The organism is Streptomyces sp. NBC_00019 (genome assembly GCF_045041015.1).
Taxonomy (GTDB): Bacteria; Actinomycetota; Actinomycetes; order Streptomycetales; family Streptomycetaceae; genus Streptomyces.
On sequence record NZ_CP108302.1, the window covers coordinates 10,396,464 to 10,414,467 of the forward strand.

Below are 18,004 nucleotides of genomic sequence, written 5' to 3' on the forward strand. Positions count from 1 at the left end.
TCTTTGCCGGGCGGACCAGTTTGGTTGCGGGTGCTTCTTGGGGCAGGTCGGATAGCCAGAACCGCGCGGCCGCCGGCCGCTGGTGCCGGAGGCCTTGGTCAAGGTCACCGGCACCAGCGGTGCCGTGGCGTCTGCCCGCGCAAGGCATGGTGAGCCGGCCTGCGAAGTGAGTGCCACGCAGGCCGGCTCGGGTTGGCTCGGCGGGTCTCAGATTCCGGGAGGGGTGATCACTGGCACTTGCGGCCGGTGTTGATGCACTGGACCATCTGGTTCATCAGGTTCTCGTCGAAAACGTTGATGAAGTCGCCGTGGTCGGTGATCGGCTTGTGCATCTGCTCCGGGAAACCGTCCACTGCGTAGAAGGGGCTGGACTTTCCGTTGTCGTTGAGACTCGGTGCCTTTACGGCGTAGACCAGGCGCTGGACCAGCTGCGGGATGGCCTTGAAGCCGTTCGGGCAGGCACCGGTTTTCGGGTCGGCGAAGGCGACGTGCGAGCGGTGGTTGGCACTGTCGATACTGCGGCCGTCCCAGCAGCTCTGGAACTTCGACGTGCGGACCAGTTTGCTGCCCTGGGGGCAGATCGGGTACTTGTCCGCCAGTTGCCGGTTCTCGAAGCCGGTGCAGCTCCATGCCGCGTTGGCGTTGGCGGTGCCGTTGGTGAATGCCTTGGCGTCACCGGTGATGATCCGCAGGAACTTGGGCATCGCCACGACCTTGCCGCGCGGGTTGCCGACGAAGTTCAAGGTGACTTTCGACGCGGTCAAGATCCGGCCGCTGTTGCCCTCGGCGCCGCCGCCGAGCTGCTTGGCGTCGAATTCCTGGGTGCCGTCCTGCAATCGGAGCACAGGCCAGTAGTAGGTGGATTTGTCTCGCTGATTGCGGCAGCTGGTCGCGGCGGCGGCGAACTCCCCGTTGGAGGTGAACGCGTCGTTGTCCTGGTTGCCGACGTAGTCGTGCGTGTGGTGGGCGCCGTTGCCGACACCGGGCGCGACGATGATGTTGTCGGAGTTGTACACCTTGTTCGCGTTGACGCCGCACCGGGTCGTGAACACACCCTGCGAAGCGCCGCGCTGCCCAGGGGGGTTCTGCACATTCGGCCGGACCTTGGTGATGTCCACGAAGTCCGCCGCCACCGGGCCGTTTGCGCCCTGGCCGCCGTTGCCGTTCTGGCTGGCGCCGTTGCCTTGTTCCTGTCCCTGGCCTTGGCCTTGTTCCTGGCCGCCGGCCGAGCGCAGCGAGCAGGAGGCCAGGGATTCAAGACCCTGGGGCCTGGGAGCGGACCTGCCAATGGCGATCCCGATCCGGTCGATGGTCGCGACCCGCTTGTCCTTCAGCGGCCCCATAATCGCGTTGTTGGCGAAGTTGCTGTCCTGCCGGATGGCGCTGGCCGAAGTCTGCAGTCGCTGGTAGGCCTCGGCCACCTGTTTGTCCAGGAGCGCGAGTTCCCTGTCGACCTGCGCTCTGGCCTGGTCGGGGACAGAGGTCAGCTTCGCCCCGACATCCGGGCAGCTGATCGTGACGTTACCGGCCGCGAGGACCTGGTTCGCCCGGTCCTGGGAAGCGCGCTTCGTGGTGCTGCTGTTTCCGCTCTCGTGGGCGGAGGCGTACACATTCACCGCTATCAGCCCTCCCGCTCCCAGAGCGAGACCTGCCGCGGCGGCGATGGCCCGATGTGCTGTCTTGGACCGCTTGCGGGTGTTGCGTCGCATGGGACTCCTCTGGCGTTCTCGAGTCAGGTAGTGCTTGGTGATCTCTCGGTCGATCGCGACTCGGTGACCAGGGTTACGGATGCGATCGGCGTGAAAGCGGGTTCCTGACCTCATGTCATGCCTCCGTAAGAACTCGGTGGACTGATCGAACGGGGAGACATACGAGAGAAACACGTGGCACCGGAATCACTGATTCCTAATGCCGTCTGTCAAGCGGCGTGAGCGGTGGGCGGTGCCAGTTCGTACCATCGGCCGTCGCGTTGGAGGGCCCAGAGGACGTTGATGCGGCGGCGGGCAAGGGCGAGGACGGCCTGGGTGTGGCGCTTGCCCTCGGCGCGTTTGCGGTCGTAGAACCGGCGCGATTCGTCGCAGCGCCGGATGTTGAACGCCGAGGTGTATAGGACGCGTTGCAGGCGGCGGTTGTATAGCTGCGGGCGCCGCAGTTTGCCTGATCTTCCCTGAGTCCCGGGGCGCCGGGGCGACGCCGCCGAAGCCGGCAAGATGGTCGGCAGTGCCGGAAACCTTGTCGCCGCCCGTGGCGGCGAGGAACTCGGCGCCGGGAATGATGCCAAGACCGGGCATGCTGGTGATCACGTCGAAGGTGTGGTGGTCGCGACACGGGGCCACGATGGCCTTGTCGAGCTCGGCGACGTGCTGGTTGAGCGCCAGCACCTCCTTGGCCAGCGCGCGCACCAGCTCGGCGGCCAGCTTCTCGCCAGGGGCTTGTCCGTGAACAACTGTCAGAGTTGATCAGACGAGCTGGTGGATGCCGCTGTGGATGTGCTGCCGGGGTTCAGCTGACCGGCAGGGCTTGTGCACCGGGTGGTCTGCTCCGCATCCGAGTCTGCTGGACTGCCGACGGCCTTCTGCGGGGCATCGACGGCCGACCGGTCTGCATCCGCGTGCGCGAGTGCAGCGGTCAGGCGTTGAGGGCCTGTTCGACGGTCGGATGGCAAGGGATCAAGGTGTCGACGCCGACCAGCGCCAGAACACGCAGGACGGACTCCTGGGCGCTGGCGATGCGCAGCCATCCTTGCGGTCCGTTCACTTGCTGGTAGACGGCGACGAAGACGTTGATGCCGCTGGAGTCCATGAAGGTCACACCGCTGAGATCCGCCACGATCCGCAGCGGTGCAACCGTGCCGTCCTCGTTCAGCAGGGCTTTGGTGAGGGTGTCTTTGACGGTGTGGTCGATCTCGCCCTGCACGGTAACGACACGGACGCCGTCGACCGCTTTGCGCTCGACGGAGAGCCGGTCTGGCCGGTCTGTCTTCTGGTTGCCGGTCACCGTCTCCTCGACTGCGCTCAGGCCTGCCCGGGAAAGGGCGTGCACGGACGATCCTGCCCCAGGGTCTTTGAGAAGTGATCTTGTGTCCGGGTTCGTCATGCCAGCCCGAGGGCGGTGAGGGGCCGTCGGTGGTCACGGGCGGTGCGGCGGAGGGCGGCTGCGATGTTGGTGTGGCCGTCCTGGCGGTGGATACCGATGGCGAGGTTGCGCAGGCCGGCCATGACGCGGGGCAGGCTGCGGGTGTGGGTCTTTGAGGCGTCCTCGTGGAAGGTGCGGTCACGGACGTGGTGCAGCTGGTTCTCGATGCGCCAGTGGCCGCGGATCCCAGGTGGCGAGTTCGCTGCCTGTGGCCGCGCCGGGTGGCAGGCTCGTGACCAGGTAGATCCGCTCGATCGTCAGCTTGCCCGTGCCCAGATCGCGTCTCCAGCGCACGACTTGGAGGGCCTGGCGGGCGTGGGGGTAGTCGAGGTGGGCGAACGTGGCGGTCTTCAGGCGGCGGATCTCGTCGCGGTGGTGGGCCCGTCCGCGTTCGTAGTGGTCCAGGCGGACGTCGCGCCAGGGCAGGCGCCGGACGCTCTCGTGGAGAGCGGGGTGGTTCCTTTTCACCACGGCGAGGTAGTGGGCTCCGCGTTTGTGCAGGTAGGTGGCGTGGTCGTGCTGGGTGTGCAGGGCGTCGGCGGTGATGACGGCGCCGGTCAGATCGATGCTGTCCAGGAGTGGAGCGAAGGCCGGGATCTCGTTGCTCTTCCCGTCGATCTGTCGTTGGGCGAGGACCTGGCCGCTGTGCGTCATCGCTGCGATCAGGGCGACGGCCGGATGTTTCGCGGTGCGGGAACCGCGGAGAGTCTTGCCGTCGACGGCGATGATCTTCCGTCCCGAGGCTGGGGTCTTGCGTTCCTGGAGGAAGTGTCCGATGGCGCGGTCCAGTGCGTCACCGTCCGCGGCGGCCAGGACGAGGCGGATGGTCGTGGCATGGGGCGGGCGGATCAGGCCGGTCAGCGGATCGGGCCGGAACCCGAGCAGGGCCAGGACGCGCTGCGGGGCGTCGGCGACCCACTCGCCGATCGCTGTGATCGAGGCAGCGCCGGCCAGAACTGCGGCGGCCGCAGCGGTGAGCAGGGCCGTCCATGGGTGACGGATACCACGACGGGCCCGCGGGTCAGGCACCGTGGCCAGATAATTCCTCAGGTCAGCGACCGTTCTCAGCGGGGCAGGGCCGGAGGCGTCCCCCAGTTGCTGGAGACATGACGGCATGCGGGAAGATGGGTGCGCAGGCATGGACTCGCTCGCTGGTCATACGGACTCGACACCCACATGATCACCAGCATCCATGCCTGTTCTGCGTCCAGGGTCGCTGCCGACAGAAGCTGACAAGACGTCACATCCGGTGCTCAGCAGGCGAACCACCCACCTCAAGACTTCTCAAGGACCCTGGATCCTGCCCCACTGCCCGGATCCCATGCGCGCAGGTGACTGTGCCGAACCGAACCGAACGCATGCCTCTGCCATGGATGACGGGATAGGGGGTAGTAGCACGCTCGTGAACGGGGAATGAGGGCGACGCCAGTGGCATCCCATGACGACGGTGACGGCTGTCCGGTGCTGGATGAGTACCTGATCCGCGCCGGCTGCGCCTTTGGTGGGGAGGACGGCTGCATCGCCGAGGCCCGCCAGCATGCCCTCGCCTTCCTTGACCAGGCCGAAGCCGACTATCCCCTGTCGGTACCCGCCCGTACGAGAGACCTGACCCAGCTCGTGGTCAGTGAGCTGGTCACCAACGCCTGCAAGTACGCCCCCGGCCCGGTCCTGGTGGAATTGCGCATCAGCACCCATGTTGTGGACGTCGTCGTGTGGGACAGCGACCCCGCCGTGCCCGCGGCCAGGGCCGCTGATCCCGACAGGATCGGCCAGCACGGCCTGGAGATCGTCAAGGCTGTCACCGAGGGCCTGTTCATCGAGCAGGAGCCGGTCGGCAAGCGCATCACGGCCCGCCTCGCCCTGCCCGGCACCCCCAGCAGGGCCACCGCAGCCCGCAGCCCGAGGTAACGGCTGGCTGGGGAGCCGCCCATAGCGCAGGCGGGCGCGCACCGCCCCTGACGGCAGGCGGGCGAACCGGAACAACGCACCAAGGGGACGAACGCGATGAACCGGGTCCTGGACCTGACCCGCGACGCCGTGGATTGTTACGGGCCGTCAATGCGAACCTGCGTGGCCACAGCGACAGGCGCGCCGGTTACCGCGGTCCGCCGGGACACGGTGGGCCGGAACGCCGGGGTCGAGACGGCAGCAGGTCCCTTCTCCGGGGCGACGGTGGTGCCGGCAGCCGGAGTTACCACGGCCGCGTTGGCCGCGCCGCTCGGCGCGCGCGTCCCGGTCGAACCGTCGCCGTGCTCACTATTGCTAGTTCGCACCCGGTGCAGGATGCCGAAAGGGTCGACGAGATGTCACCGGTGTCCGGGGTGCAGCCCCAGCCGGCCCTGGGACGGCGCTCCGGTGACCTCGTCGACGTAGAGGGTCACCTGCTGCCGGAAGCGTTCGACTTGTACGCGGGCGGCGATGGCGCTGTTGAGGCCTGCGCTGAGGATCCCGGTGTCGACGACGGGGCCGCTGGGTTTCTCGATCAGCCGCAGCACGGTGTCCGGGAGTTGGGTGAGCCGCTGCGTGGGCAAAGTCGTCTCCTATGCGGGGCGGGGTGGTGCCGGGGCCGTGCGGTCCCGTTCTCGTGTGAGTGGTTTTGGGAAGATTTCTGTGACGCTGAGGTGTGCCATCGTGCGTCGGTGACGTTCTGTCGGGTGGCGGCGTCGGAGCGCAGGGACTCTGGGCGACCTCACCCGTCACTGGTTGTCGGTATGGCCCGAAGGCGTCGGACGGGGGAGCGGGCCAATACGAGGAATCCCCCGGTTGTGGCGGTCGCCGCGACGGCCATCGACGGGCCGAGACCGATCACGGAGACGAGTGCGCCGGCGGCGAGGGCGCTGAGGAACCGCGGGCCGAACGTGACCCATGTGCCGATTGACTGCTGGCGGCCTTGGTAGCGGGGATCGCACACGCCTTGGCGTACCGAGCGCTGGGTTGAGCCGTGCGCGGTCGCGCCGGCGAACCGGACGGTGACGCACACTGCGATGATGATCTGCCAGAGCAGGCCCGGCTCGGCGAAGAGCACCGGGAGCAGGATGAGCGGTTGCAGGGCGAGTGCGCACAGCAGGAGTGGGCCGACACCCCACCAGGTGCCGCGCGGGCGGGCGAGGCGTCGGCCGGCCAGCGCGCCCACGACGCCGCCGACGCTCGCGCACCCCATGACCACGGCCAGGGTGACCGGCGACCAGTGCAACTGTCGGATCACGTAGATGAGGTAAAGGACATCCCAGGCGGTCATCGCCAGCGACAACGCCGTGTTCGACAGCACCAGCGGCCACAGCAGCGGGTGGCCGGCGGTGTAGCGCAGCCCGTCGCGGATCTCCTGCCACAGGGTGCTGTCGGCCGGCCGCGGGCGCGGCGGCGGCTCCGGCGTCCGGATCCGCTTGATGCACAGGGCGCTGATCAGGTACGAGGTGACGTCGGCGACGATGGCGCGGCTTGTACCGAGCAGCGCGATCAGGCCGGAGGCGAGGTAGCTGCCCGCGGCGTCCGTGAAGGAGAACAGGGCACCCATCTTCGAGTTGGCGGAGGCGAGCTTGTCCCCTCGGGCGAGCGAGGGCAGATAGCTGATTCCGGCCGTGGAGGAGCCGTCGTTGACGGCGGCGAGCAGGAGGCCGACGACACACAGCAGCGGCAGCGACAGCCAACCGAGGTAGGCGGCGAGCGGCACGCACAGCAACAGGACTCCGCCCGCCACCTTGCCCCAGGTCAGGAGGACGAGTTTGCGGTGCCGGTCGACCAGTGCCCCGCCCAACAGGGCCGTCACCGCGGGCGGGAACCGCTGGGCGGCGTAGAGCACGCTCATCTCCAGCGGCTTCGCCCTCAGCGTGATCAGGGCCAGGCTGGGCAGCGCCACGGACGTGACCGGACCGCCCAGCACCCCGACTGCCAGCCCGTTGTTGAACAGCATGAGGTCCCGGTCGACCGTGGTGTCCTCGGCGGCCACCGGCGCCGAAGACGCGGCGGTATGGGGGAGTGGTTCATCCGAAGCCGTCACGCACAGCCTCCTTCGACTTCATCGAGCAGGTTCAGCACTCGTGCTCGGCCCGGTCCTTGCTGCGGTGTCGAGCGGCAGTTGCTCATGCCGGCTCCGCCGGGGCCGGGACGGACGCGGAACCCGGGAGAAGGAACTTCGCTGACTTGGCGGCCAGATGCCGGTCGAGGTACTCCGTGGCGTCGTCGGGGCGCATGCGTGCCAGGGCGACCAGGGCCGTGATGACTACGTCCGCGACTTCCGCATGCGTGTCCTCCCATGGCGCGGTCGCTTTGCGGGGGTTGGTGCCGCGGGCGCCGATGACCGCCTGGGAGGCTTCCCCGGTTCCCTCGGCGATTTTGAGGACTTGCAGGCTCCACTGTTCCTCTTGGTTCAGGCCGAGCGCGGCGTCGTGTTCGTTGAAGCGGCGGGCGAGTCGGTGGATGGTGTCCCAGACAGTGCTGTGCACGGTGCGGTGTCTCTTTCAGGGAGTACGGGCCGGCGGCGCCGAATCGGGCGAGGCCGGAGGTGAGGGACGGTGCGCGGGAGTGGTTCGCCGGTGGTGCTGATGACGTGATCGTTGGCGTGGAGGCTGCGCGGGACCGCACGCAGGGCGGTCCACACGATCACCGGAGGTCTGCTGCGCCCTTCAGGTCGTCTGCTGTGGTGTTGACCTGGGCGTTGCTGGCCAGGGCGGGCCAGTGGAAGACCAGCCGGGAATCCGCCTTGTCCAGCACATGGCCCGAGGGCAGGTCCTGGTCCGCCGTCCGGGCCGGGTGCACGGTCAGGCGGGGGTAGCCCTCGCCGCGGACGGTGCTGTCCCAGTCGCGGACCCGGGCGGCCATCCGCTGGGCGAGGCCCTCGCCAGTGGGGCCGACGGCGTGGACGATGAACTCGCTGCGCCGCTCGGCAGGGGTGTCCCCGTCCTGGACCAGGACGTGGGTCAGGTACGCCAGAGACCCTTCACTCACCAGGGCGGCCGCGTCCGCGCCGCGCGGCACGGCCGCCAGGCCGCCGTCGCGCCCTTCGTCCACCGCGAGTCGGCAGAACCCCTCCAGCGTGGTGGCCAGGAGCAGTTGCAGGGTCTCGAACGGCTCTCCTGCGGCCACACGCACGCCCGTGCCGAGTTCGTGGCGAGGCCCTCGCACCGCCTGGTCCAGGCCGGTGGTGTCGGCGGGGATCCCGTCGGCGAAGCGGAGTTGGAGTGCGCCGGGCAGATCGACGGTGGGGGTGGTGCGGGCGGTGGATCCGCGGTCGCGGATGAACCCGCAGTACGTCCAGTCGCCGGGGCCTGCCTCCAGTACGCTCCCGCGCTTGTGCAGGGCGATCGCGCGGGTGTAGCCGTGCATTTCCAGCGGCACGACGAGGTAGCCGCCCTCGGCGAGCTGGGCGCGCCACGTCGGTGCGAGGTCCCACACGTTGTAGGTGATCACCATGGCGTCGAAGCCGCTCGCGGGGACATGGTCGGGTGCGCCCAGGGCCCCGTCGCCGAGGAGTGCGGTGACGCGGCCGCTGCCGGCTTCGGCCGTCAACTGCCGGGTGCGGTGCACCACGTAGGGGTCGAGGTCGACCGTGATGACGCGTCCGCGCTGGCCGACGACGTGGGCCAGGAGCTCGGCGTTGAAGCCGCCCGAGCCGACCTCCAGCATGGTCATCCCGGGCTGCGGGCGAAGGCGGTCGATCATGATGCCCTGTAACCACGCGGCGGAGACGCTGCTGAGTGCCCGCCCCTCCTGGTTCCTGAGGGTGACGACGGCGAGATCGTCGTCGTACGCCGTCTCCAGAGAGGCCTCGGGCGTGTACCGGTGGCGGGGCACGCTGCGCAGCGCTTCCAGGACCGGTGCCGACAGGCGGTACCCGCGCTGGAGGATCTGTTCGGCCATCTCGTGCCGCAGCCGCACGGCCTGCAGCGGTTCACCGTCGACCGGCGGACGCCGGCCGGCCACCAGGTAGGTGTGCACGGGCGGCAGGCCCGGCAGGACGCCCGGCCACACGAGATTCAGCGCCTGGGCGGACGGCAAGAAGATCGGGCCGAGAGCGGCCAGCGCGTGCAGATCGTGCCACTCCCACCGTGCGAACCGGTGGCGCTCTGGGTCGGGGACGGCCGGTTCACCGGACCAGGCGACGGCGCGCACCACGCCGGACAGTCGCCGCAAAACGCCCCGGTCGTCGTGGAGGATGGCCACCAGATGGGCGTCTTCGATACGGCAGCTGAGTCCGGCCTCCTCGGCCAGCTCGCGCACGGCCGCTGCGGGGAAGTCCTCGCCCGGCTCCACGCGCCCTGCGGGCAGCTCCCACACACCGTCGCGGGAGCGCGCCAGCAGCACCCGTCCGCAGGCGTCGGTGACCACCATGCACGCGCCGGCGACGGCCTGCGCTGATGGCGCCCCCTGCTTCTCCAGCGTGGTGAACTCCCGCCGGGCATCTCGCAGGACGAGCACTGCCAGGCCGTCGGCGTCGAACCGCTCCACGCTCTGCCACCTCTCGGTCAGCACCCGCACCTCGTCCTCATCCAGTGCGATGTCGCGCCGGTCGGCAGGGGTGCCGGCAGCCAGGGGAGTGATCACCACGATCGCGCCGCCCGGACGCAGCCGCCCGGCGAGCGCGTGCATGACCCGCTGCCGGTCGCCGAGAAAGGGATACACCAGGCGCAGGGTGATCAGGTCGTATCCGTCCCCGCTCAGCTCGACCGGGTCGTCGTGGGCGACGTCCAGGCACAGCCACCGCACACCCACAGCGCCCGCCCGCTCGGCTCGAGCGCGCTCCAGCGCACTGCCGGCGAAGTCGACCGCATCGACGCGGTAGCCCAGTTCGCCCAGATAGGCGGCCAGTTCCCCGGTGCCACAACCCACCTCCAGTGCCCGGCCGTTGGCCGGCGCGGGAACGTGCTCGGCCAGCAGAACCTTCTCGGCCTGCCCGACCCGGCGAAAGCCCCGGTCCTGCGCGTAGTGCTCGTCCCACTGGTCCCGGCGGACATAGGCCACAAAGCTGCTCCTGATCGTGTGGTGTGGTGATCGGCTGTCGCTGTGGTGCTCGGGTTGGGTGCCGGTCAGCTCCCGTACGTGGTGTGTCAGTTGGGGTGATCGTCGTCCGGACCCCGAGCCGGAGCTCGCTGCTGGAGGAGGACGGTAGGAGCCCGGCTGTTCGAGTGTGTCTGGCTCAACGAGGCGGAAGGGTTTTCGAACGCACGTCTTTCAGACGCGCTCACTTCCGCCAAAGGACGGGCGCGGTGGGGCGTGCAGGATGCAACGACCCGTGCCCGGACTGGCCCGAGATGAGGGCGATCTTGGCCGAAACGCCGAGTGCCCGGATGCCGTCGGGCTGGCGGGCGGGCATCCGGCCGGCTTCACGAGTTGGCCATGCCGGGCGCTGAGTCCGAGGTCCGGTCGGCGCGCTCGGCGAAGAGTTCGGCCATGCCGTCGATACACCACTTCAGCGGACGTGACCGGTCGCACTCCTCCTCGGAGAAGTCCGGGGTAGTCGGTCCAGGTCGACTGCGGTGCCCGGCGCATGGCTAGTGCAATCATTCCGGCCAAAGTCAGTTCACTCAGGAAACGCTGCGTGGGTCTCCTGAGTGGACGCGGCCCTTGTTGACTCAGGAACGGCTGGCACCAACGCCGACTCCGCAGAGCACTAGCTTGACCGCCTTCAGATTGGCTCTCCGTTACGGATGAACCACGGGCTGCACCCGGCGCGTGCGAAAATCCCATCAGTTGATCACCGGCGCGGAGAGGGCGTGGCGCCCGCTGCGCCTAGGGGAGGGGAGCCCCATATGGTCCTGCTGTCGTCGTGCCCGAAGTGGCCTACCCTGCCCGACTACGTCCACGACTGGGTGCTGGTGGACGTGGAGACCTCAGGGTTGAGACCCGGACGGGACCGCGTCCTGTCCCTCGCGATCCTCACGCTGGACGCACACGGCAACCAGACCGGGGAGTTCTCCACTCTCCTCAACCCGGGCTGCGACCCTGGCCCGGTCCACATCCACGGCCTCACGCCCGACCGTCTCGCCGACGCTCCCACCTTCGAGGAGATCGCGCCGCAGGTGGGGGCGCTGCTCAGCAGCCGGGTCCTGGTCGCCCACAACGCGCAGTTCGACTACGACTTCATCGCCCACGAGTTCGCCCATGTCCGTTCCTGGGTGCCGGTAAGTAGACGCCTGTGCACACTGGCTCTCAACCGCCTGGTCGGCCCCGCGACCCCAGATCTCAAGCTGGGCACACTGGCAGCTCACTACGGCGTGCGTCAGGAGAAGGCCCACGACGCGCAGGACGACGTACGGGTGCTCTCCGGCATCCTGCGCGCTTCGCTGGGCGCGGCCGAGCAACTGGGGCTTTCCCTGCCGCTGTTGGACTGCCCGCCCCGACAGGACTACAAGCCGTATGTCCCCAAGACGCCCTGTGCGTACCGCAATCCGGGCCGTCTGGCGTCGGGCGGGCCGCTGGTGCAGGGCATGAAGGTCGCCATCACCGGAGATACCCAGGTCTCCCGCGAGGAACTGGTCGCCCGCTCGGTGGTGGCCGGGCTGAACATGATGACCTCGGTCAGCGGCCAGACCAGCGTCGTCGTCACCAACGAATCCAGCGCCGCATCTGCCAAGCTGCGTGGTGCGGCGGACGAGGGCGTGCCCCTCGTGGACGAGCTCGCGTACCTGCGATTGCTGGAGAGTGTGCGGGCCGGTCAGGCCAAGGGCACCGCCCGGCAGCGCCCCGCGGCGGAGACGCTCGCGAGCTCGACCACTGCATCTCCTGTGCCGGCGCAGGACGTCCCGGCCCAGCGTCCTGCGGCGCTCACCGCTTCCACTTCGAGTGTGCCGGCTCAGCGTCCTGCCGTACCGGCCGCGTCCGCGCCGAACGCCCCGGTCCGAACCCGCGGCGGCTGCCTGTCCGCGACGGGCAGGCACCTCAGGCGAGCGAGGTCCACACGCTCTTGACCTCCGTGTACGCATCGATGGCTCCGCTGCCCATCTCCCGGCCCCAGCCGCTGGCCTTGAACCCGCCCCAGGGGGCGGAGGCGTCCACGGGGTTGGGCATGTTGATGAACACCGTTCCCGCCCGGATGGAGCCCGCCACGCGGTGCGCCGCGCCCACGTCGCGGGTCCATACGGCCGCCGCCAGGCCGTACTCGGTGTCGTTGGCGCGGGCGACGGCCTCGTCCTCGTCGTCGTACGGCAGAACGGACAGCACCGGGCCGAAGATCTCCTCGCGGGCGATACGCATGTCGTCCTGTACACCCGTGAACACGGTCGGCTGGTAGAAGAAGCCCGGCAAGTCGTCGACGGGGGCCCCGCCGGCGAGCAACTGGGCGCCTTCCTGGACCCCGCTGCGTACCAGTGCGTGGACGTGGTCACGGTGTTCGCCGGTGACCAGGGGGCCGAGCTCGGTGTCGGGCGCGCTGCCCGCGCCGAGTCGCATCCCGCTGACGGCCTTGGCGCAGCGCTCGGCGAACTCGTCGGCGAGGGAGCGGTGGACGAGGAACCTTGTGTAGGCGGCGCACACCTGGCCGCTGTTGAGGAGCGCGCCCTGAAGGCAACCTGTCACGGCCGCGTCCAGGTCGGCGCCGGGTAGTACGAGGCTCGGTGCCTTCCCGCCGAGTTCGAGCGTGACCCGCTTGAGGTTACCCGCGGAGGCCCGGACGATGTCCCTGCCGGTCTCGGTCGAACCGGTGAAGGAGACCTTGTCCACGCCGGGGTGCTCGACGAGGGCCCGTCCGGCCTCGGGACCACCGGTCAGCAGGTTGATGACGCCGGACGGCACGCCGGCCGCCCGGCACAACTCGACGAGCCGCACCGTGGTCATCGGGGTCTGTTCCGCGGGTTTGACGATCACGGTGTTCCCGCAGGCGAGGGCCGGTGCGATCTTCCAACTCGCGATCATGAGCGGGAAGTTCCACGGGGTGATCAGTGCGCACACTCCCACCGGCTCGCGCTTGGTGTACTGCAGCACGCCGGGGAAGGAGAGCGGTGCCGTCTCGCCGTAGATCTTGGTGACCCAGCCGGCGTAGTAGCGGAAGTGCTCGGCAGCCGCGGCGACGCTGACCGCCATGGAGATGCCGAGCGGCTGGCCCTGGTCGCGGGTCTCCAACTCGGCCAGTTCCTCGGCGTGTTCCTCGATGAGGTCGCCTATGCGCCACAGGATCCGGGCGCGCCGGGCCGGGGTGAGTCCCGCCCACTCCGGGTTCTCGAGGGCGGCGCGGGCGGCTCGTACGGCCGTGTCGGCGTCCGCGGTCCCCGCAAGGGACACCTGGGCGTGGGGCTGCCCCGTCGCCGGGTCCAGAGTCTCGAACTCCGCTCCGGAGGCCGCGGCTTGCCACTCGCCACCGATGAAAAGGGTATTGGTCACAGCTGTGCTCCCAGGATGAGGTCGGCGCAGCGCTCGCCGATCATGACGGCAGGTGCGTGGGTGTTGCCGGAGGTGACGGAGGGCATGACGGAGGCGTCCGCGACGCGCAGCCCGGCCACGCCGTGTACGCGCAGCTGCGGGTCGACGACCGCCATACGGTCGATGCCCATACGGCAGGTGCCCACCTGGTGGTGATAGCTGAGGAGGGTCCGCTTGATGTACGCGGCGACCTCCGCGTCCGTACGCACGTACGGTCCGGGTGCGACCTCGCGGCCTCGCCAGTCGCCCAGCGACTTCTCCTCGCCGATCTCCCGCACTTGCTGCATGGCCCGCACCATGGCCGCGAGGTCCGAGGGCTCGGAGAAGTAGCCAGGGTCCAGGGCAGGGGCCTGGGTGGGGTCGGCCGAGCGCAGCCACAGGCGGCCCCGGCTGAGCGGACGGATCGTCCCGGCGAGGACCGAGAAGCCGTGGCCCTCTTCCGGAACGTTCATGTCGGGCACCGGCAGTGGCAGGTGGGACATCAGCGGCTGCAGGTCCGGCACGGTCAGCGCCGGGTCGGACTTGGCGAAGTAGTGGGCCTCCAGTTTGTTGGCCGTACCCTGCGGCACCGGCCTTGCCGACTCCCACACCACCGGAGCGAGGGTGTGGTCGTGCAGGTTCGCGCCCACTCCCGGCAGGTCCGCGGTCGCCCCGATCCCGAGGGTCCGCAGTTCGTCCGCTGGCCCGACACCGCTGAGCAGGAGCAGCTGTGCCGATCCGATGGCGCCGCCGGACAGGATCACGTCCCCTTCGCAGCGGACCTGCGTCGTACGGCCCTCACGCAGCAGCTCGACGCCCCGCGCCCGGGCCCCGTCCACCAGGACGCGCGTGACCGCCGTGCCGGTCATCACCGTCAGCAGCGTGCTGTCGAGCACCGGCTCCATGAAGGCGGTCCACGCGCTGACGCGCTTGCCGTCGCGGATGTTGCGGTGCAGCAGGTTCACGCCGAGCTGGTCCTGGCCGTTGCAGTCGTCGTTGTACGCGATCCCGTAGTCCTGGCATGCCTCGATGAAGGCGGTGGTCACCGGGTTGGGGGAGTGGTTCCGGCTGACGGGCAGGGGACCGCCGACCCCGTGGTAGTGCGACGCGCCGTCCTCGAAGTCCTCCGAGCGTTTGAAGTACGGCAGCACCTCGTCGTACGACCAGCCCGCGGCTCCCTGGTAGGCCCAGCTGTCGTAGTCGGCCCGGTTGCCGCGGACGTAGATCATGCCGTTCAGGGCGCTGGAGCCGCCGAGGACCTTGCCGCGCGGCCAGAACACCTGGGTGCCGGAGGCGTGCCGCTGGGGTTCAGTGGTGTACGCGTGGTCCTGCGGGGAGTTCCACAGCTCCCACAGGCGCCCGGGGTCGTGGATGGCCGGGTTGTCGTCCCGGTCGCCCACCTCGATCAGCAGGACGGTCCGGCCGGCGTCCACGAGTCTGCGGGTGAGGGCACAGCCCGCGGATCCGGCGCCCACCACGATGTGGTCGTAAACGGTGTGTGTTGCTCGCATGACGGGAGGCTCACAGACGCACGGCCTACCGGCTTGTGCGGCGGTGCACCGTGTCTTGCGGAGGCGGGCACGAACGGCTGAGCGCGGGCCGGGACCGGCCCCCCTGACCGGTCGGGCGTTGCCCTTACCGGCCGATGGGTGGCCCGGCAGCTGCTTGGGTGACCGGGCCCCGGACCGCGCGGGTGCACGGCTCGTCCCCGGGCAACACGCGACGGCCAGGACCACCTCCGTGGTCCTGGCCGTCGCGGGAGTCGTAGCAAAGGCACCAGGTCAGGAGACGGTGGCTCCGCTCGTGGGTCGCTCCGCAGCGCCGGCGCGGACCGCCGCCGCGTTCTTCCTGCGCAGGACGGCGGGAGCCGTCTCCTTCAGCCCGAGCGCGAGCAGGACGACCACCGCGGCACCCGCCGCCGAGATGTACATGGCCGTCTCGAGCCCCCAGTTGTCGGAGGCCCACCCGGCGATCACCGGAGCGAGGAAGCCGCCGGCGAGCTCCCCGATGCCCATGACCAGGCCCAGGGCGGTCGCCAATGCGCCACGGGGGACGGTCTCCGCGGGGATGGTCGCCATGAACAGGGTGAAGCAGCCGAGGCCCGTGTACGTGAGCACAACCACTGCGCCGAGCATCAGAGGGCTGCTCACATATACCACGGCCAGGGGGCAGAGCGCGGCCATCACCGTGAAGACGATCAGTGTGTTCTTGCGGCCGAACCGGTCCGAGATCCCCGGTGTGACGAAGCCCCACAAGACCCACGCCACCCCGAGGCAGGTCACGACGCCGCTCATCGTCGCGGGTGAGAAGCCCTTGACCGAGGTCATGTAGACAGGCGCGAACGTGATGATGACGAAGAACCAGGTCATGTACGCGCAGGCGATCAGCACGCAGAGGATGATGTTGCGCTGCCGGAGGATGCTGCCGATGCTCGGCTTGGCCGAGGCATGCACGGATTCCGCCACGGGCTCCGGCATCACACAGCCACCCGGCGGCTCCTCCCGTACCGACCGCCAGATCCACAGGGCGAGCAGCAGGCCCGGGACGATGGTGATGACGAACGCCAGCCGCCAGCTGTGCTGCGTGGCGATCCACACCACCGCGAGCGGGCAGAGGATGCCGCCCAGCAGTCCGGCCGAGGAGCCCTGCAGCAGGCCCATGTTCAGCCCGCGCCGGTGCTCCTGTGACGCCTCCACCATCAGGGACTGCGACGCCGGCAGTACGGCACCTTCCGCCAGCCCCATCAGCGCCCTGGCTCCCAGCAGCGCGGCGAATCCGGTGACCAGACCGCTCGACGCCGAGAGGCAGGAGAAGAGCACCACCGCGATGATGATCACGGGCTTACGACGGCCGAGCCGGTCGGACAGCCGTCCCGAGATCATTCCGGACAGGGCCCAGGTCAGGGCGAGGACTCCGGAGAGCGTGCCCAGAGCGGTGTTCGAGAGGGGGATGTCCTCGTTGATGAAGGGGACGAGGAAGAGAAGTGCCTGCCGGTCGAAGAAGACGAGGCCGAAGCCCAGGAAGAGGATGACGAGCAGCTTGTTCTCGTAGCGGCGGGCGTCGGGGCCGACGCCACTGAGCGGAGGGGGCGCGGCGGATCGCTTTCTCAGCATGAATGCCTCATTCGTCGGATGAGCGGGAGCCGGAGAGGCAGGAAGGGAGAGCCGTGGGGAGAAGAGACAGGGCGGGGCTGTCGATCAGCGCAGTGATGCGCTTCGGCCTTGGGGGGTGGCCGGTACGTCAGCCCGATCCTGTGTCCGTGGATGTTCCTGCGTAAGCCGCTCACCGGCGCCCGCGAGGCGGGCCCGTGAGGAGTGTGCGGCTCTCTCTCACGACGGGAGGGTGCACCTCGGCGGCCCACTCCGGCTTGCGTGATGGTGCACCGGCCCTTGCTGGGGCGGGCACGATCGGCAGATCCGCCGTTCGGGACGTACTGCGACAGGCAGCGAAAGGGCGGCGAGACCGCGTGACCGCCGCTGAGCGCTCGCTAGGCGCCCAGCGCCGTGCGCCCAGCCTCGCGTGCATCCGACGGACTCATGCCGTGGGCGCTCTTGAATGCGTGGCTGAAGTGGGCGGGGTCGGGAAAGCCCCAGCGGCTTCCGACGGTGGCGACGGGCATATGGGCGAGCGCGGGGTCCGCGAGGTCGCGCAGGCACTCGGCGAGGCGACGCTCCCGGAGCCAGCCCGAGACCGTGTATCCCCGCTCGGCCAGCAGCTTGTAGAGGAAGCGCCGCGAGATGTGGTGGGCGGCCGCGATCCGGTCGGGGCCGAGCCCCGGGTCGGAGAGCCGCTGCTCCATGTACGTGAGGATCCGCTGGGCCAGCAGCTCCCGCCCGTCGTCCTCCAGCGTCACATGCGCGGCGCATCGCTCCGACAGTGTCGCGCCGACCAGGTCGACCACGCTGTCCGCGAGTCGCTGCGTGCCGAGAGCGTCCAGTTGGTGCACCTGCCCGGCCAGGCCGCACAGGAACGGGTGCACCACAGGCCCCAGTCCGTCGCCGCACGACACGGTGGTGGCGATCATGCGGGTCAGGTCGCGCTCGGGCAGCCGGAGCAGGACCCTCGGGAACATCAGCACGAGGGTGCGGTACGGCTGGTCGAAGTCGAGTGTGTACGGGTGCCGGGTGTCGTAGATGGCCAGCTCGCCCGGCTCCAGCAGGGCCTGGCGGTCCGCCTGGGTCAGCATGCACCGCCCGGCCAACTGAAGACTCACCTTGACGAAATCGGCCGGGTCGGAGGCGATGTGCCTACGGGTGTGGGCGACACCGTGCGGATCCGCGGCCACCACCGACACCTGCACCGCGCCGAGTTGGGCGGTGTGCAGGGAGGCGCGGAAGTCGGGAACCTCGCGCGGCAGCGCTTCCAGCGGCACGAAACTCTGGCCGACCGCTTCCCGCCAGAACTCGAAGCGTCCTGCGGAGGTGTCGTCCGACGGAGTCGTCATCGAGGGCATGGGTCTCCTCTGAGGGCCCTTCGGCAAGCCGTCAGGTAGGCGTGCCGCCGGATACTAACTGTCGTATCCGGTTTTCACAAAGTGCGA

Annotated in this window: 13 protein-coding genes and 2 pseudogenes; 2 read left to right on the top strand and 13 right to left on the bottom strand. The window is 69.4% G+C overall.

Annotated elements, in window-relative coordinates; translation table 11 throughout:
* Positions 1 to 227 precede the first annotated feature (227 nt).
* The 5 genes and pseudogenes from OHU89_RS48175 to OHU89_RS48195 all read right to left on the bottom strand — a co-directional run bounded on the left by OHU89_RS48175 (position 228) and on the right by OHU89_RS48195 (position 4,164).
* The gene (locus OHU89_RS48175; RefSeq protein ID WP_405655001.1) at positions 228 to 1,709 is read right to left on the bottom strand and encodes a DUF1996 domain-containing protein; all 1,482 of its coding nucleotides are present in this window, start codon (positions 1,707 to 1,709) and stop codon (positions 228 to 230) included.
* A 209-nt stretch (positions 1,710 to 1,918) separates the two neighbouring features.
* Positions 1,919 to 2,441 (bottom strand): annotated as a pseudogene (locus tag OHU89_RS48180) (transposase); the annotation flags it as partial.
* A 187-nt stretch (positions 2,442 to 2,628) separates the two neighbouring features.
* A complete protein-coding gene (locus OHU89_RS48185) occupies positions 2,629 to 2,997 on the bottom strand; it encodes an STAS domain-containing protein (RefSeq protein ID WP_405652678.1) in 369 nt (122 codons plus the stop codon).
* A gap of 95 nt (positions 2,998 to 3,092) precedes the next feature.
* Positions 3,093 to 3,218, bottom strand: coding sequence for a hypothetical protein (locus OHU89_RS48190; protein ID WP_405652680.1), 126 nt, complete (start codon positions 3,216 to 3,218; stop codon positions 3,093 to 3,095).
* Positions 3,219 to 3,273: 55 nt separating this feature from the next.
* Positions 3,274 to 4,164, bottom strand: coding sequence for an ISAs1 family transposase (locus tag OHU89_RS48195; RefSeq protein WP_405652682.1), 891 nt, complete (start codon positions 4,162 to 4,164; stop codon positions 3,274 to 3,276).
* 399 nt (positions 4,165 to 4,563) lie between these two features.
* On the opposite strand from OHU89_RS48195, the gene OHU89_RS48200 reads away from it, so the two are divergent.
* Positions 4,564 to 5,043: an ATP-binding protein gene (locus OHU89_RS48200; RefSeq protein WP_405652684.1), complete on the top strand. Its 480-nt coding sequence runs from the start codon at positions 4,564 to 4,566 to the stop codon at positions 5,041 to 5,043.
* Between the two features lie 398 nt (positions 5,044 to 5,441).
* Here the strand turns inward: OHU89_RS48200 and OHU89_RS48205 are convergent, their stop codons facing one another.
* The 4 genes from OHU89_RS48205 to fxlM form a co-directional block, all read right to left on the bottom strand.
* Positions 5,442 to 5,666, bottom strand: a complete 225-nt coding sequence (locus tag OHU89_RS48205) for a hypothetical protein (RefSeq protein ID WP_405652686.1) — start codon at positions 5,664 to 5,666, stop codon at positions 5,442 to 5,444.
* A gap of 158 nt (positions 5,667 to 5,824) precedes the next feature.
* The gene (locus tag OHU89_RS48210; protein WP_405652688.1) at positions 5,825 to 7,132 is read right to left on the bottom strand and encodes an MFS transporter; all 1,308 of its coding nucleotides are present in this window, start codon (positions 7,130 to 7,132) and stop codon (positions 5,825 to 5,827) included.
* 82 nt (positions 7,133 to 7,214) lie between these two features.
* Positions 7,215 to 7,577: a MazG-like family protein gene (locus OHU89_RS48215; protein WP_405652690.1), complete on the bottom strand. Its 363-nt coding sequence runs from the start codon at positions 7,575 to 7,577 to the stop codon at positions 7,215 to 7,217.
* A 157-nt stretch (positions 7,578 to 7,734) separates the two neighbouring features.
* Positions 7,735 to 10,092, bottom strand: a complete 2,358-nt coding sequence (gene fxlM / locus OHU89_RS48220) for a methyltransferase, FxLD system (RefSeq protein WP_405652692.1) — start codon at positions 10,090 to 10,092, stop codon at positions 7,735 to 7,737.
* A gap of 788 nt (positions 10,093 to 10,880) precedes the next feature.
* On the opposite strand from fxlM, the pseudogene OHU89_RS48225 reads away from it, so the two are divergent.
* Positions 10,881 to 11,933 (top strand): annotated as a pseudogene (locus OHU89_RS48225) (exonuclease domain-containing protein); the annotation flags it as partial.
* A 76-nt stretch (positions 11,934 to 12,009) separates the two neighbouring features.
* Here OHU89_RS48225 and OHU89_RS48230 read toward each other — a convergent pair.
* The 4 genes from OHU89_RS48230 to OHU89_RS48245 form a co-directional block, all read right to left on the bottom strand.
* Positions 12,010 to 13,446, bottom strand: coding sequence for an aldehyde dehydrogenase family protein (locus OHU89_RS48230; protein WP_405652694.1), 1,437 nt, complete (start codon positions 13,444 to 13,446; stop codon positions 12,010 to 12,012).
* A complete protein-coding gene (locus OHU89_RS48235) occupies positions 13,443 to 14,975 on the bottom strand; it encodes a GMC family oxidoreductase (RefSeq protein ID WP_405652696.1) in 1,533 nt (510 codons plus the stop codon). The genes OHU89_RS48230 and OHU89_RS48235 overlap by 4 nt, the downstream gene beginning before the upstream one ends.
* A 270-nt stretch (positions 14,976 to 15,245) precedes the next feature.
* A complete protein-coding gene (locus tag OHU89_RS48240) occupies positions 15,246 to 16,577 on the bottom strand; it encodes an MFS transporter (protein ID WP_405652698.1) in 1,332 nt (443 codons plus the stop codon).
* Positions 16,578 to 16,951: 374 nt separating this feature from the next.
* On the bottom strand, positions 16,952 to 17,908 hold the full coding sequence (locus tag OHU89_RS48245; protein ID WP_405652700.1) for a helix-turn-helix domain-containing protein: 957 nt from the start codon (positions 17,906 to 17,908) through the stop codon (positions 16,952 to 16,954).
* Positions 17,909 to 18,004: the final 96 nt, after the last annotated feature.